This is a genomic window from Shewanella oncorhynchi (assembly GCF_012584455.1).
Lineage (GTDB): Bacteria > Pseudomonadota > Gammaproteobacteria > Enterobacterales > Shewanellaceae > Shewanella > Shewanella oncorhynchi.
This window is the reverse complement of record NZ_JABAEB010000003.1, coordinates 208,034-222,212: the sequence shown is the minus strand read 5'-3', so window position 1 is coordinate 222,212 and position 14,179 is coordinate 208,034. Positions and strand designations below refer to the sequence as shown.

19 protein-coding genes and 1 pseudogene are annotated in these 14,179 nt (G+C 43.6%); all 20 read right to left on the bottom strand.

Annotated features, from left to right (window positions below):
• Positions 1-6: 6 nt before the first annotated feature.
• The 20 genes and pseudogenes from HGO26_RS05620 to HGO26_RS05530 all read right to left on the bottom strand — a co-directional run bounded on the left by HGO26_RS05620 (position 7) and on the right by HGO26_RS05530 (position 14,179).
• The gene (locus HGO26_RS05620) at positions 7-1,305 is read right to left on the bottom strand and encodes a phage portal protein (RefSeq protein ID WP_168823840.1); all 1,299 of its coding nucleotides are present in this window, start codon (positions 1,303-1,305) and stop codon (positions 7-9) included.
• On the bottom strand, positions 1,302-1,463 hold the full coding sequence (locus HGO26_RS05615; RefSeq protein ID WP_168823838.1) for a hypothetical protein: 162 nt from the start codon (positions 1,461-1,463) through the stop codon (positions 1,302-1,304). Before HGO26_RS05615 ends, HGO26_RS05620 begins: the two co-directional genes overlap by 4 nt.
• Positions 1,463-3,208, bottom strand: a complete 1,746-nt coding sequence (locus HGO26_RS05610) for a terminase large subunit (RefSeq protein ID WP_211085836.1) — start codon at positions 3,206-3,208, stop codon at positions 1,463-1,465. The genes HGO26_RS05615 and HGO26_RS05610 overlap by 1 nt, the downstream gene beginning before the upstream one ends.
• Positions 3,165-3,677: a phage terminase small subunit P27 family gene (locus HGO26_RS05605; protein ID WP_168823836.1), complete on the bottom strand. Its 513-nt coding sequence runs from the start codon at positions 3,675-3,677 to the stop codon at positions 3,165-3,167. Before HGO26_RS05605 ends, HGO26_RS05610 begins: the two co-directional genes overlap by 44 nt.
• Before the next feature lie 8 nt (positions 3,678-3,685).
• Complete coding sequence (locus HGO26_RS05600; RefSeq protein WP_168823834.1) at positions 3,686-4,021, bottom strand: HNH endonuclease; 336 nt, start codon at positions 4,019-4,021, stop codon at positions 3,686-3,688.
• Positions 4,018-4,386: a hypothetical protein gene (locus tag HGO26_RS05595; RefSeq protein WP_168823831.1), complete on the bottom strand. Its 369-nt coding sequence runs from the start codon at positions 4,384-4,386 to the stop codon at positions 4,018-4,020. The genes HGO26_RS05600 and HGO26_RS05595 overlap by 4 nt, the downstream gene beginning before the upstream one ends.
• On the bottom strand, positions 4,379-4,648 hold the full coding sequence (locus tag HGO26_RS05590) for an HP1 family phage holin (RefSeq protein WP_012587930.1): 270 nt from the start codon (positions 4,646-4,648) through the stop codon (positions 4,379-4,381). Before HGO26_RS05590 ends, HGO26_RS05595 begins: the two co-directional genes overlap by 8 nt.
• 13 nt (positions 4,649-4,661) lie before the next feature.
• The gene (locus HGO26_RS22545; protein ID WP_425596651.1) at positions 4,662-4,850 is read right to left on the bottom strand and encodes a hypothetical protein; all 189 of its coding nucleotides are present in this window, start codon (positions 4,848-4,850) and stop codon (positions 4,662-4,664) included.
• A complete protein-coding gene (locus HGO26_RS05585) occupies positions 4,765-5,289 on the bottom strand; it encodes a hypothetical protein (RefSeq protein WP_168823829.1) in 525 nt (174 codons plus the stop codon). Before HGO26_RS05585 ends, HGO26_RS22545 begins: the two co-directional genes overlap by 86 nt.
• 249 nt (positions 5,290-5,538) lie before the next feature.
• On the bottom strand, positions 5,539-6,051 hold the full coding sequence (locus HGO26_RS05580; RefSeq protein WP_168823827.1) for a lysozyme: 513 nt from the start codon (positions 6,049-6,051) through the stop codon (positions 5,539-5,541).
• Between the two features lie 348 nt (positions 6,052-6,399).
• Positions 6,400-7,905: a KAP family P-loop NTPase fold protein gene (locus tag HGO26_RS05575; protein WP_168823825.1), complete on the bottom strand. Its 1,506-nt coding sequence runs from the start codon at positions 7,903-7,905 to the stop codon at positions 6,400-6,402.
• A 109-nt stretch (positions 7,906-8,014) separates the two neighbouring features.
• Positions 8,015-8,122 (bottom strand): annotated as a pseudogene (locus HGO26_RS05570) (DUF4113 domain-containing protein); the annotation flags it as partial.
• Entirely contained in the window at positions 8,073-8,363 is a 291-nt protein-coding gene (locus tag HGO26_RS05565; protein WP_168823823.1) for an SOS response-associated peptidase family protein, read from the bottom strand. The gene HGO26_RS05565 and the pseudogene HGO26_RS05570, both read right to left, overlap by 50 nt.
• A 100-nt stretch (positions 8,364-8,463) precedes the next feature.
• On the bottom strand, positions 8,464-10,359 hold the full coding sequence (locus HGO26_RS05560) for a tetratricopeptide repeat protein (RefSeq protein WP_168823821.1): 1,896 nt from the start codon (positions 10,357-10,359) through the stop codon (positions 8,464-8,466).
• 210 nt (positions 10,360-10,569) lie between these two features.
• Positions 10,570-11,805, bottom strand: a complete 1,236-nt coding sequence (locus HGO26_RS05555; RefSeq protein WP_168823819.1) for a tyrosine-type recombinase/integrase — start codon at positions 11,803-11,805, stop codon at positions 10,570-10,572.
• Positions 11,805-12,404 (bottom strand): hypothetical protein, encoded by a 600-nt coding sequence (locus HGO26_RS05550; RefSeq protein WP_168823816.1) that lies wholly within the window; start codon positions 12,402-12,404, stop codon positions 11,805-11,807. The genes HGO26_RS05555 and HGO26_RS05550 overlap by 1 nt, the downstream gene beginning before the upstream one ends.
• Complete coding sequence (locus HGO26_RS05545) at positions 12,401-12,664, bottom strand: hypothetical protein (protein WP_168823814.1); 264 nt, start codon at positions 12,662-12,664, stop codon at positions 12,401-12,403. Before HGO26_RS05545 ends, HGO26_RS05550 begins: the two co-directional genes overlap by 4 nt.
• Positions 12,664-13,233, bottom strand: coding sequence for a TIGR02642 family protein (locus tag HGO26_RS05540; protein ID WP_168823812.1), 570 nt, complete (start codon positions 13,231-13,233; stop codon positions 12,664-12,666). The genes HGO26_RS05545 and HGO26_RS05540 overlap by 1 nt, the downstream gene beginning before the upstream one ends.
• Positions 13,230-13,673, bottom strand: coding sequence for a hypothetical protein (locus HGO26_RS05535; RefSeq protein ID WP_168823810.1), 444 nt, complete (start codon positions 13,671-13,673; stop codon positions 13,230-13,232). The genes HGO26_RS05540 and HGO26_RS05535 overlap by 4 nt, the downstream gene beginning before the upstream one ends.
• Complete coding sequence (locus HGO26_RS05530; RefSeq protein ID WP_168823808.1) at positions 13,673-14,179, bottom strand: hypothetical protein; 507 nt, start codon at positions 14,177-14,179, stop codon at positions 13,673-13,675. Before HGO26_RS05530 ends, HGO26_RS05535 begins: the two co-directional genes overlap by 1 nt.

Genomic DNA, 14,179 nt, shown 5'->3' with positions numbered 1-14,179 from the left:
TTACCCCTAATTGTCTTGATTAAGCCAGCTATTTAATGCGGCTTGTACTTTTGCAGATTCAGATTGAGCACCCAACTGATCAATGGGGGCTAAGTTGGTTTGAACAGTTAACACATCGGCGTTGCCGCCACGGCGCGGTAAGTTTTCTTTAACGCGGCAGTCGTCACGGGTATAAATGCCGTTTTGAGTCATTTTGCTGTAGAACTCTGCCCGTGATGCGCTATCGCCACGAAGTAGGGCTTCAAGGTTATATTTTGCGTATTGCTTTTGACGTTGTTCTGGAGTCAGTAAATTGATATTAATTGACTGCTCAATACGGCAAATCCAAGTCGATAAGGTTAAGGTGACAAAGCCGATCATCTTCTGCTCTAACCCTGTACCCCAGTTGCTATCTTTACCACCAAAACCAATTAATGAAGGGTCCACTAAAAACCAGCGGCATATTTCTTCTACGCTGTAGTTTCGCGACTCGAGTAACTGGGCATCAATCGGGTTGATGCCGATCAACTCAGGGGTAACACCTTGCTCAAGTACGGGGGATTTGCCAGCGTTCATTGCGCCAGTGATAGTTTTTACATATTCACGAAATTCTGCGCGCTGCTCAGGTTTTAATATGCGATCTACCTTGAAGGCGACTGTTTTTGTCATCCCATTTTTAAAGGTATTGGCGCTAACATCTTCGGCTGACATAGCACCACCAAATACATTGGCACCATAGGAAATTGTCGATAAGCCAATCAAACCATCGAGCGAGAATGCGGGAATGTGCATCATGTTTTGCTTTTCGATTTGACGCTTTTTACCCTTTCTAGGTGTGTACCAATACACTAGGCTGCCGTTGTCGGCGAGATCGATATCCATGCGGTGCGGCATAAGGAAATCGAGTGCGATAATGTCTGAACCTGAACGGTGGATCTCAATGAATGCATTACCCTTTAGCAGTAATGAGGCAATGACAGCCTCCCAAAACTGCATTGCAGTCATATCTGCATTTGGCTTAAGGCTTAACACATTCGATAGACTACTTTGAAGCTTTATGCTGCCGCCGTCACTTTGGCGCTCGTATAACCCCAATGGCAGCATTGCAACGGTTTCAGCAATGCGGCGAACACAGGCCCAAACAGCTGCAAGCTGCATAGCGGTATTAACATTAACCGTTTTGCCGCTTTTTGAGGTTGCCATTAATTGCGACCAAAAATCACCGTCTGTGAGTCTTAAGGTTTTACCCATAAAACTATCTAACGATGCAAATGGCTGGCTAGCGGCTTTCGCAATGACAGAACCTAGTGAGTTGGTTGGTTTCACGCGGTCATTCCTTTACGTAAAAATGAAGCGCCAGCGAATGCAAACAATGAACCCGCTAGCAATGACCAGCCAAGCCCAAAAAGGATGTAAACGCCTGCGACAGCCAGTAATGAACCTGTGAGCGCTAGGACAATGAATAGAGCAAGTGGTGTGTTCATTAGTAAATTGGGTCCTTTATCGCCGCTAACCAATCTTCGGTATCATCTATGCCATCTGACTCTAATGCCGTTCCCACTGCCATTGCGGCGGCGACTACGCCATCGATGCGGCCTGTGGATTTTTTCTTGGTAAAAATACGGTTGTCTTTGGCGTCGGCCTCAAGCACTGCGCTTGCTGCGTTCCACCTTAGGCATGGGTTGGTTTTGATTCTGATCTGCTTGCTGGTGATCAGCTTTTCGAACTCTTCAATTGATCGCGGCATCCAGAGGTTTGACTCTGACGCCTTGTAGTAACCTTGCCCATGCTTAACCAGCGGGATAAACACGTTTGCTTCGGCCAGTTCCGGCTCAAGGTAGTGGATCCGGTATTGGTCAAAGCCGATGCCTTTTATCTCGAACTGGGCTGATAGCTCGGCGATGCGTTCGGCCACAAAGCTGTAATCGACTGCGTGTCCGGGTGGCGCATGGATAAAACCATTCCTTAACCACGATGAATACGGCACGTTATCGGTGCGTTCTCGGTCAAGCAAGGTGTCTTTTGGCGTCCAAAACTCGACTAATAAAGTTTTTACTCGAGGGAAGTAAAGCGCTAATGCCGTTAAATCTCGGGTACCTGATAAGTCGAGTCCGCCGTAGCATTCTTCGCCGACGAGTTCGCTGATATCAAAATCATCTTCACAATCTGTCCATGTGTCGGCTGATAGCCAAGGTGAGGCAGAATCTACCCACTGACAGAAGTTTAAGCGCCGAACAATGCTCTCTTTGGCTGGCATGCCCTTGGCTTGTGTAACCTGTTCACGCAGGTATTTGTGCGTGAAGGTATACCCGAGTGACGGGTTTGCTTTCGGCCAGCAGCTTTCATCATTGATTGGGTCGTCACCTTCATCGAGAGAACAGATAAAGGCGAAGAATGAATCATCTTCTTTGGTACCCGCACAAATGGCCTTGCCATATTCGTGGTATGAGTAACAAACGCTGGTGCGGTCGTGGCCTGAGTTGGTGATCATGAAGATCAGCGCTTGCTTGCGGCCTTTGGTGCCGGCGCGCATCATTTCAACGACGTTGTTATTCTTGTGTTCGTGAACTTCGTCAATCAGCGCCATGTGTGGACGTGGGCCTGATTGGCCGTTGTCCGAACTGATTGGCCTAAAAAATGAGTTCTTTTCGAGATAGGCTAGGTTCCACACGTTTTGCGCGGTACCAGACGGTTTTAGCCTTGCACTAAGTTGCGGCGACTGCCTAAACATTGAAACTGCGTCGCGGAACAACACCATGGCCTGATCTTTTTTGGTCGCCGCGGCATAAATTTCGGCGCTAGCCTCGCCATCAGCCACTAAACCGTAAAGCCCGATTCCCCCTGCAAGCGGTGATTTACCGGAGCCCTTGCCACTTTCGACATAACACATGCGGAATCGGCGGGTATGGTCGGCATCTTTCCAACCAAACAAGGAGCCCACGATAAAGGCTTGCCAATCTAGAAGATGGAACGGCTTACCTTCGTGATCTCCGCCACTTAAGCACAATACTTTTGGGAAAAAGCTGATCGCACGGTTTGCTGCGGCTAAGTCAAAATAAATGCCACGTTCGTGGCCTGTTTCTAAGTCTTTTAAGTGCCGTTTACAGGCGTTGCGGATGTCTGGTCCCGCTAAGAATTCACCTGATGCAACTTGCTTAGCCCAACGAGTGACGCGATCTTCTATATCATCCGAAGAATTCGTCGACTTCGTCTTTTTTCTTGGCGCCATCAGTTACCTGTACTTTGCTACGGGCTGATGGGGTTAGCCCAAATTCAACGAGATAGGCTCTAAAGCGCCGATCGGCATCAGCCAGCATTTGCACGGCTGGGTTAGCCTTCATTAGCATTTGCTCGACTTGCGTAAGTTCTTTGGTTTCTTCATCGATGTTTTCGCCGATGATTTTGATACTTTGGTAGGTTCTGCCGTTTTGCTTAATTTCGTCTCTGAGCTCAAGGATTTCGGAGTAAACATCACATAAACGCTCAAGGGCCATACCATCGGCAAGGGTAAGAACTCCCATGTCTTTTAATAGTAGGGTGAGCTTCTTCCATGCGGCTTTGGCTCTTGGGCTTAAGTGAGCTGGCATGCGAGGAATACCAGCTTGCAATTTCGGCTCTTTTTTATTGAGTGGCCGCTTGCCTGGGTTCCCTGTAACTAGCTTGAGCGCAGTGGGGATGGATTTTCTTCCTACTGCCACTTTTCACCTCAATACTTGTTCCAATGGTGGTTAGGGTCTGTAGGCTTGCCGCTTTCATCAGCGCCAGGCTTTACCCCTCTATTCTCCATTATTTTTTTAGTGCTATCGTGGCAAAGCTTACAAAGCGGTTGCCAGTTGTTGGTGTCCCAGAATAATTTTTGATCCCCTTGGTGCGGGATTTTGTGGTCCACGACTGTCGCGGCTGTGATCTTGCCTTTTTGTTCGCAGAAGCAACAAAGCGGGTGGCGACTTAAGAATGTTTCTCTGGCTTTTTGCCAGCGCCCACCATAACCACGTTCAGCGGTTTTACGCTTGTCATCACGCCAGCTAGGTTTTTGACTCATAGCTCATCGGAGCCATCTAAATAGCCTGATTGTTTTTCTTCTTCTGGCTCTGCGGCCATCATCTGATCAACGATTTCAAGGTTACTATTTACCAGCTGACTGATCGCTGTGGTTTGGGCGTTAATGGCAGCGGTCAAGGCTTTCATTTGCTCAATTAAATCGTCGTGAGTACTTTGATTGATAACTGGCGGCTTGGTACTGCCCTGAAATGTTGGGTATGCCGCATTTAATGCAGTAACATCAACCCAATCAGCGGGTACCAATGGCACTAATGATTTTGCGCCATTGCCGCCATTACCAATATCAGATTCGACAGCTGGAACTGAAACGATAGCGCCATTGAAGATTACTACGACTTTATTCATTGCCATCATCCATATTGATTACTTTTAAGTTGCCTTGCTTAATCGCTGCCATTCTCGCTTCGTGAAATTCTCGGTTTTGCTTTTTCTTTTCTCGCGAGAGGCGAAATTGAACTACGAATAAAGCGATTGTTGATGCGATACCAAGCAATAACGCAATATTGTTGAGTGACAAAAAGCCGCCTATTGCTGTTGAGATCGAAGCAATATAGCTTCCGGTTGTCGTAGCTTTATCCATAATTGGCGCCAATGGTTTGATATTCATTGTTAGCCTCCGATCACTCGGTAGACAGTTTTGATTTTTGCTCGTTAATCCAGTTTTCTAGTGCTAGCCAATCTCGGTCACACAATGAAATCACTTCAATCAACGAATTGGTGTATTCAGAAAGTTCTTGGTTTTTCTTGCTGGAATATCGTGGCGCTAGGCACTGGCTGATCAGTTCCTGTGGTGGAAAAACATACTTTATCTTGGTGACGGTAACGGTTCGCACATCTGGCTGAACGCTCGAGCACCCTATTAAGATCTGCAGGGATATCAGCAGTGCCCCAAGATTTCGTTTTTTCATCACTGGCCCCGTTAAAAATTTGCTTCAATTCTTTATTACTTGCGGCAAATTCCTGCTTAATTTCATTCCGGTCACGTTCTCGATCGCTTAATGCTTTCGCTAATAAGCTAAGGCTAGATAACAGGTTTTCTTTATCTTTTTCAGCAACTTCAAGCGAGTCTGAAACAGAGGTCAAATCCTTTTGCAAGTTTTCCCTTGATTGCTCAGATATAGCCAAATCACTCTTTAACTGTGCTATTTGACCCTGATTTATCATCAAAAACACACCTAAAGCAAAAATGGAAACGACCAATAAACCGATAACTAACGCAATGATTTTATTCTTTAATGTACTGAACATTTTCAAGACCTTCCTGCGCCAGAAAAAAAGGTTTCATTTCGCGGTTTTGTATAAAGATGGGAGCGCACGGTCAGTTAGGCAAAAGCCCCAAGGTTTCGACCCGCCCCACCCCCACTGACAACGCCTCAACCGATTCATAGTCGTTGATTTCAAAGCCTTTACCGAATGATTTGACCGCTGACATCATGAATTAAAACCCTTCTGTAATCGCTTCTAATCGCGTTGTGTTGGATATTATTTAGAGTGAATCTACTGCAGTGAATCGAGGCAGCGCTTATGCCGCTCTTGCACTCGAACCCATACGCCATAGCAGCTTTTGTTGCCAGGTGTTGAACAGTCATAGCCAGCGACAGTACGATACTGCGGCAGTAGCAGCGCATCACATGCATCTTGATATTCGCCTTTGATTACATGATCACGCATGGGTGAGTCTGACCATCGGCCAATGCCGTACTGGTAAACCCAATCGATATAGAGATCGTAAGATGCTTGGTTAAGCTCGGCATTCGGTAAGCTATTACGGAAGCGTTCTTCATCCTTTGAGATGTGAGCTTTAGCTGTTGTAAGCGCATTAATAGGGGTGAATTTCTCGCCAAGCTTTACGGGCCGTCCATCTGCGTGATACGTGGAACCAAAGCCACCTGTTGGTCTATCTCCTTGCACCGGCACTGTTGCGACTGGCGCAAACCCTTCTGAGGTGATCAAGGTAATGAATGCTGCAGCTGATAGGCTAAGACCTGTGACTATCATCTTATTGCGCATTGAATTAGCCCCAAAACAAAAAGCCCCAGCAGGTGCTGAGGCTTGAATAATCCAGAAGGTCTAGACAGCGAAAAGCCACCTGTTAGGTGGCTTTAGGTGCTATAACCCGCATTGTTATAATAGGATAGTAAATAGTGTTTACTGGGTCAATGCGTGTTTATCTACCTATATAATCATAAATCATAAATCATTTTGCCATTATCTGTCTGTAAAGGTAAGCAACTCGCATTGACTTCCAACACTAAGAAGTAATTTTTTAGTTAGAAAAACACAACTTATCAATTGTTGCCACCAAATTACTAGTAGTATCCACTTTCGAGTAAGCGACAAAGATTTCATTTTATATCGTTACGAAATACTTTCAAATATATGTAAGAATTCTTCTAAATCATCTCCTGAAAGAATAATTGCCTTGTCGCTATTAATTTTATTTAATAGTTCAACCAACATATCAACGGCTTTAACATCAGAAGTTGGGAGGTGACCAATAAAATAAGGTAAACCTCCAACACGCTTCTGTACATAACATCGTTCTATACCTCCTGTAAAATTCTGAAAAATATCTTTTTCTATTATCGAAGACAACCCATGTTTATTACCATAGGAATTTTTAAAACTCAAAATCAAATCCCATACAACTCTATGAAAATTTAAAACAGTATTTGGATTAATGTCATTGACATTCCCTATAATCTTAATATTATATTTAAATCCATTTTGTTCATGCGGACCATGTTCAAACATATTGTTATACTTAATGTTATACTTTGGATATAACTCATAACTAAAAATGCTGCCCACTAACTCTAAGAAAAAAACTGCAGCATTACTTGGTAAATTAACTAACGCAGCATCAACTCTTGCACATAGTTGCTCTGCTCTTCTAAGTGAAACATCGTTATATTCACAAAACAGCGCAAAAACACTTTGAGCAGACTCTTTGTCCATCGGAGGATAAATTAAGCAATTTTCAAAGTTCACCAGAGAAAAAGCATCCATTGACTTAACAAAGTCAAAATATTTAGGTTTTGACAAAGTTAATCTCCTCTGAAAAAATCTACTTAAATATTCTTCAGCATCAAATTGTTCACCATATAAAGACTTTATTGAACTCTCTAGTTGTTTTGTATCTGTTGACATAACAAATACCAGTCTAGGTATATCAAACAAATGCTTCACAACCTCAAGCATTTCAATTGCATATGTCGGCCTGCATCGATCTAGTTCATCAATAAAAATATAAACCCTATCCTTCCCAGATTTTTCGCAAACTATAGAGATAAGATTAGTTAGTTCACGTTTAAAATCATGAACAAACTCTTTATGCATTTTATGCGTAGAAAAGATATGTTCACCAAAATCTCCCATTCTATTTACCGGAGAGTTACGGTCATTTGCTAAATCTTTAGTTGAAACACCAATTTCTTTAAGAATCTCATTAAAATCCTTACCCAAATAGTGTTGCCCAATTGCCATCATGATAACTGGCAAAAAATTCTTAGCCAATTTCCAACCAACATTAAAAATTCTCTTTTCAGATTCATAAAAGTCTACAATGTCATATTTTTCAAGCTCAGTTAGCAACTCGGATGTCAATATAGCAAGAGGATCATTCAGGTAATCAGATTCCCATACGTCTATCTTTATTGATGCATAACTATTTTCTTTAAGTCTATGACACCAATTGTTTACAAAAAATGACTTTCCTGTGCCCCAAGCTCCATTTAGATTAACAACATATGCTTTTGTAGAACTTCTACTATCTATGAAACGAGTAAAAGCATCAGCCTGTTTTATCCGTACATTTTGGTAAACACATGTTGAAAATGCTTTTCCACTATCAGCATGACTCATAAATTTTCTCACCAATTAAAATAGATTAAATATCCGCCAAAGGATTGCTACAGATTAATTAAATAGTTTCAGTCACACTCAATTACTATGTGAATTTTAAACAACTAACTTAGCACTTTATCCTTGGCAAACAATCCCACTTAGTAGTGTACTGTGGCGTCAGTAGCTCACGCCGCATTGCCCACTTTTGTTCGATACCATCCAGAACATGGAACAACACAGCGATGGTGCGCAAACGCATTAGCGAAGGTTTTCTTTTCTCTTACGGTTTCAGCTTGAGCATTGATTAGCAGAGACTTAGACCAATTAGGTTTAATTCCCCAAGAACAGTCTTGCTGGTAAAGCCGACGCTCATCAGTTGTAATCACAGAAACCCTTTCAGTCGGGCGCAAATCTAAATTAGTCTGTGGCTTAAATGGAATCCCAAGATGACTCAGCACCGAGTCTCCCAATATCATTCCGTCAATACTTAATCACCGCACATAGCCAGGTTCCTACTCAATAACCATGACGTTAAGGCTACAAAGTATAACCAATTAGGTCAATTTACTGACCTTTCTATTTTACGGGTGTCCCATCAGCTAGAACAGTTTGTTCTGTTGACCAAAGTTGCCACTGGCGTTCAACAATCTCACGCATTAGCTTGTCCTCGTCCACCGGGGAAATATCAAAATCCTTGAGAGTTGCTTCATATAATTTCTTCCCACCAAAATCATCTGCGCGCAAAGCTTCAGCAAACAACGACTCAGCCAACTGATGATCTCCTAACAATGCAAGTGCATAAGCTCGATTACCAGCAATCATTCCATTTGACTTGCCATCTTGAAGATAACTCAATGCATTATTGAAGTTGTCAAGTGATTTTTTAATTATTAACTGAGCAGATTCAGTATTTTGATTAATTAATTCAGCCTTACCTTTACATAATAAATCAAAACCTAAAGTGTTATATGTACAAGCAACTTGACCTTTTAACTTTGGAACAGGAGATTTTCCAAATCGCTTAACAATCTCATCTACTAGCACGCTTGATTCATCCATTCTATCAAGAATCTTAAGCGCATTGATTTGGTAAAATAAATTTAAGGCCACAAACTCTTGAGCATCTGTGTTCGTTAAATCCTTAAAAAACATATAAGCTGATTTAAAGTGCTCCAAAGCTTGTTCAGCTATATCAAGTTTTAAAAGGACTACTCCTTTCCCAAACTGGGCTTTGGCGATATCCTCTGCAAAAACAAATTCAGTTCCTTTTTTACTCAGAATTTCGTCATAACCTAGATTTGCTTCATCATATTTCTCTTGTTCCAAAAAAATACTAGATCTATTGATCTTGGTAATCACAGCAAGCCTTTCAAACTCAGGCTCGGAAACAATAGCACACTGCTTAAGAATTTCATCATAGATAGCAATGGCTTCGGGTTTCCTTCCAGATTCTGCCAACCTGTTTGCTTTGTTAATTCGTGCGCCATTGACTGTCTGAGAGATGACCAATTCTGACGAATCAGCAAACCTATGTTCAATTTCATTATATGTATTAATTGAAGCCTCAATCAGTCCAAGCTCTCCTTGGATATATCCTTTATTCAGCAATGAATTAGCAACTTGCTCTTGAACTCCCACTGAAGACACATTTTCGAACCGGGTGATTAAGTCATCAAAAACTGCTATTGCGGCTTCCATAGCACCCATTCTTCTGTGCAAATTCGCTTTATTCAAAAGCGCTTTTGCAACTATCTCTTGAATTTCAGGAGATTTGTCATCAAAAAATTTATCAAAAATCTCATTATATATTGAGAATGCAACCTCAGATTTACCATCTTTTTCATACTCGTGAGCTTTATTTAAGTATGAGAGCGCAACCAGCTGATTATTATGTGATTTAAACTTAGATTGCAATTCAATAATTTGCTGTTCAAAACTGTCTCTTAATTGGTCGAATCGGGTTCGTTCATCCTGTAAAAGAAGCGCCCCTGCTGATGAAAAAAATTCTCTCGCTTCTAATTTTGCTTCCGCTACTGCTTTATTTTTTGCTGAATAACCTAACCAAATAGCACCAACAGTTATTATTAAGCCAAATGTTGAGAGGATCCCGCCCCAGATATTTACAAATGAATTTATATCTGAAATCCGATTGTCATAGCTTTTTGTCTCCCTTAACTGATTGTCTGCCTGTGCAGCCAACTTCTCTTTCAGCTCCATCAGTTGTAATTGCAGTTGCCGGAACTCCTTTTCTGTCTCTTTTACATTACTATTGGTCTGAGTTTGTTGCTGAAGCAAAACCTCTAGCCGAATGCTGCGTTCTTGCAGTTGCATAATTTGCTGAATGACCCAAGATTGCTCCTGGCTAGGAACTTTAACACTTTGTGTAGAGGCAAGTACTTTTGCGGTATGGATAGTGCTTAAGGCAATTACCATACACAGTAAGTATGGGCGAAGTAGAGGCAATAGCGACACGGAGTTCCCTGCTAATCAGAAGATATCATTGGCTTTGAATCTATCAGAAAATCAGTCACTAGCGAATAAAAACAAGTAAAATGCTTTGGAATTTTTCCATAACTTACTAACTGTAAATTATTAACAGCCACCATTACCTTTATATGATATTAAATATCTTCCCTTTGTGAAGATGCATAAACTCACCCGCAAACCAATTACACCAACGGTTTAGGCTGATTTACAATTAATTCCTGTCTTGGCACTGTCTTGATTTACACGACCAATAAATGGGTTATAAATTGCCATTAAATGACTGTGCCACAACTCAATTGCAGCCCTCTTTTGGTCTGCTAAATAGGTATGGATATACGCTTGATCGAGCTTGGTCATCGAGTGGTTTAACATCTGCTCGGCCACCATGTAATCAATGCCTAAGTCAGCCCAACACGACCTTGCTAGCTTGCGTAAATCATGGGCAGTCCATTCACTGTTACTCACTTGCTTAACCAAACTATTCGCCGACCGTTCATCTAATCCACCATTGCGACAAGGATGCGGAAATAAATACCCGCCGCGATACCCTGCTGCTTCCTGCGTGGATTTATGCCAACGTAATACATCAGCCATTAATAGGGTGATCGGGATAGTCAGTTGGGCATGCGTCTTAGTAATGTCGGCAGGGATAACCAACTTAGCATTGGCCTCGTCGTAATAGGTCCAGCGCAGTAAACGGGTTTCACCGATACGGGTACCGTAAGCCAGCATGATAAATATCAGCATGGCGGCGCCATCGTTAGCATTACCTATATTCGTCAGCAGCTGCAGCAGATCAGTGGATTGTAGTTTTGGCGGCTTAGTCGCAATGGGTGTCGAGATAAAATCGGTAAAACTCAATGATGCCAGCGGATCATCACTAATCAACTTAAGCACTGTCGCCTGTTTGAAGGCCTTACGTAAAATAGCGTAATACTGGCGAACGCTGCCCAATGCGTAGCGAGCCTGCAGGGGCCAAATCAATAGTTCATCAACCTTATGATGATTAAGCTCACTTAGCATCACATCACCCAGCACAGGGATTAAGTGCTTGGTGATGGCGCACTTGATATTGCGTTTGCGCTTCAACGATAAACTGGTATCCGTTTGTGACCGGCTTAAATACCAATTTAATAACCCGCCGCAACTTAGCCAGGTATTAACCTTCACACTCTGATCTTGCCTATGCTGCATGCTTAACGACGGTAAATCATCCAGCATGGCCTTAGCGCTCACTAGTGGCCAGTCGGCAACCTTAGCCCAATTCGCCTTGCCATCTTTATAAGTGATTAAGTGCCAGCTACCACGGCTGCGTGAACTGGCCAAACGCAGTCGCAGCGGAAACCTTGGGTCCCTAATTTCAGTAATAGACTGATCGGCAACCGCCCGTTTAATGGCGGCGTCACTTAACGCAATACAGGTCACGGCCATTAGTCACACCTCAGGTTAGTGCTGCAATCCGCGTAAAAATACTCGATGGCAATGGCTTCTTTATCTGCAGGTGATAACCCCACCTTAAACAAGTCAGCAATCAGTTTTTCAATCAACTCAAACTCAGTCAGGATCAAGGATTGCTGCAGCTTAACCAGCTCGCTATAAGCCGCAATATTCACGCCGATACCGCCGCATTGATCACAGCAATACAGCGCAAACATCGGCCTCACTTTGCCAAAGCCACGGCAGGTTCTGCACTTTGGCAGCGCATTGATCTGGCGTTTAATCGCCTCTTTGGCAAACACCATAGCTTTATATTCAGGCGTTGATAACACGCTGTCTTTACAGAGCAAATCAAAGCGTTCATTCAATACTGACTGCTTGGCGAGTACCGCCATCAAGCGTTTGTTCTGGCGTTCTAGCGGCTCGATGCGGTGGCTGTCAGCATTACCAATCGCGGCATTAGCATCTAATTCATCACGGATCACCCGCACTGCAGCCTGAACGCCACAGGCCAAATCAACCGAGCCCATAGACTCGAGTTGATCAGCTTCTTTAACTAGGCGCTTAACTAAGTCGTTTACTGTCTCAATCATTTAGATAGTGCCTCAGCTAGCGCTTTGTTGTGCTCATTAACCGCTTTCGCACACTCTTCAGCGCTATCAAATTGATACACAAACTCGCGTCCTTGGCCTTCATCATGGGCATAAAAGTGAGCAAAGGCGGTGCGGCGTTCTATCCTTGTGACTTTCTCAAGTTCTTGCTTACTCCAGCGGCGAGTGTGTCTTGTGGAAAGAACGCGACCTTGCTGCCAAGGGACGTCATTAAATTTAAGTCTGTTATCTGGTGTACTCATTAGTTCACCTGCTCATTTTCAGCAGCGACTAAGCGCAATACCCGCTTTGCATGGCGTTCGGCATCGGCTTGATGATGGTGCAGTGTGTCGACGCCAGTCATGTACTTGTCGTAAAAATGCTGGCTAAATTGTTCTGCAGTGATCTTAGTACCGCTTAAATCACAAAACGATTTAGTCAGCTGCTCAACCGTGTTCAACATCTTTCCGGTACCGCAGCAATGTAGACACTCACCATTGCGGTGATAATTCAGCTTAGTGCCATGGCACTTAGTGCAAACGCGGGATCCACAAACCTCATTCACTGCCAGCTTTGCCAACGCAGTAGCAGCAACAGGCCTAAAGTCGGTTTCATACTGTTTGGCTAAGGCGTTGATCAGCAAATTCTCGGCATCAATATCGCCGCAAATACTGGCCTCTAATACTTTAACGCCGACTAAATACTTACCCTGCACCTGCGCGACAACACCCATAGCATCCTCCTTACTAAAAACCCCTTTGCCACCGACTGCAGCGCCAATCGCAACACCGCGGGGCGACAACAACTCAAATACGCGCTCTATCGATATCATCTGTCAGTCCCTTGAGGTGATGGCGCAGTCGGTGCCGCACTTTTGTGAATAATGGCCAGCGCCATGCGAAATACACGGCTCTCTTTCGATTCCAGCGGATCAATGCGCGATACCGAGCTTTCAGGCTTGCGAGTCACATCTTCTCTGACCAGCTTCCTCAGATATAAAGCATCACTGAGCGTGGAATTACTAACGCCAGCCTCTTTACACGCCTTTAAAATCGAATAGCCGCCAACATATAAATCAATGGCCTTTTCAAGATTTGAAGCACATAAAACCGATCTATCACGGAAAACCCCGCGCTTTTTCAGCGCTCTAGTGAGTGCGCCTTTGCTAACGTCAGCACGCTGGGCAGAATCAATGACCGATAACTTTTGAGTGACATAGAATGCGATCGCTTTATCAATGCGCTCATCAAACGATAATTTTAGAGTTGTCATTATTCCCCCTGCCCAAACATGGCGATCAGTGCAGCATCGCGAGTGTCGGCATTGCTGCGCCCCGTCCAACCGGTGATCTTGTTAAAATAAACACTGCTATCCTTGGCTTTTTTAATCGGACCACGCAGCGGCTTTACCAAAGTGACTTTGATGCCCTTATCCTCAAGCACTTCTTTAATCAGTCTGGCCGTGGCTTTCACCTTGCCCAAATCCTCAGCGATACTCATGTTCACCTTGGCGTTAGATCCGCTTTGGCTAGGTGCATAGCCAACGTAGGCAAGCAATGGGTTTTGCCCTTTAGCCGACTGCCTTAACCGCTTAGGAAACACCGGCTTTTTGTTATCCACATCTTCGAGTAACACAGTGCAAGGCGAGCTAGCAGCACTGCTAACAACAAACTCAATCAACTCACTAAACCCCATACTTTTAAGCGTCACTATTTCGCCGTTTACGACAGTCGCCACACCGCTTTTAGTCAGGTCAGGATCAATACCAATTCGAATCAC

Bases quoted from the DNA above. Each gene is read 5' to 3' on its own strand.
- HGO26_RS05590 (WP_012587930.1), bottom strand. From the start codon at position 4,648: ATGAATATCAAACCATTGGCGCCAATTATGGATAAAGCTACGACAACC.
- HGO26_RS05565 (WP_168823823.1), bottom strand. From the start codon at position 8,363: ATGATATTGGGAGACTCGGTGCTGAGTCATCTTGGGATTCCATTTAAG.
- HGO26_RS05535 (WP_168823810.1), bottom strand. From the start codon at position 13,673: ATGACAACTCTAAAATTATCGTTTGATGAGCGCATTGATAAAGCGATC.
- HGO26_RS05610 (WP_211085836.1), bottom strand. From the start codon at position 3,208: ATGGCGCCAAGAAAAAAGACGAAGTCGACGAATTCTTCGGATGATATA.
- HGO26_RS05540 (WP_168823812.1), bottom strand. From the start codon at position 13,233: ATGATATCGATAGAGCGCGTATTTGAGTTGTTGTCGCCCCGCGGTGTT.
- HGO26_RS05615 (WP_168823838.1), bottom strand. From the start codon at position 1,463: ATGAACACACCACTTGCTCTATTCATTGTCCTAGCGCTCACAGGTTCA.
- HGO26_RS05595 (WP_168823831.1), bottom strand. From the start codon at position 4,386: ATGAATAAAGTCGTAGTAATCTTCAATGGCGCTATCGTTTCAGTTCCA.
- HGO26_RS05580 (WP_168823827.1), bottom strand. From the start codon at position 6,051: ATGCGCAATAAGATGATAGTCACAGGTCTTAGCCTATCAGCTGCAGCA.
- HGO26_RS05545 (WP_168823814.1), bottom strand. From the start codon at position 12,664: ATGAGTACACCAGATAACAGACTTAAATTTAATGACGTCCCTTGGCAG.
- HGO26_RS05600 (WP_168823834.1), bottom strand. From the start codon at position 4,021: ATGAGTCAAAAACCTAGCTGGCGTGATGACAAGCGTAAAACCGCTGAA.
- HGO26_RS05575 (WP_168823825.1), bottom strand. From the start codon at position 7,905: ATGAGTCATGCTGATAGTGGAAAAGCATTTTCAACATGTGTTTACCAA.
- HGO26_RS05550 (WP_168823816.1), bottom strand. From the start codon at position 12,404: ATGATTGAGACAGTAAACGACTTAGTTAAGCGCCTAGTTAAAGAAGCT.
- HGO26_RS05555 (WP_168823819.1), bottom strand. From the start codon at position 11,805: ATGGCCGTGACCTGTATTGCGTTAAGTGACGCCGCCATTAAACGGGCG.
- HGO26_RS05585 (WP_168823829.1), bottom strand. From the start codon at position 5,289: ATGTTCAGTACATTAAAGAATAAAATCATTGCGTTAGTTATCGGTTTA.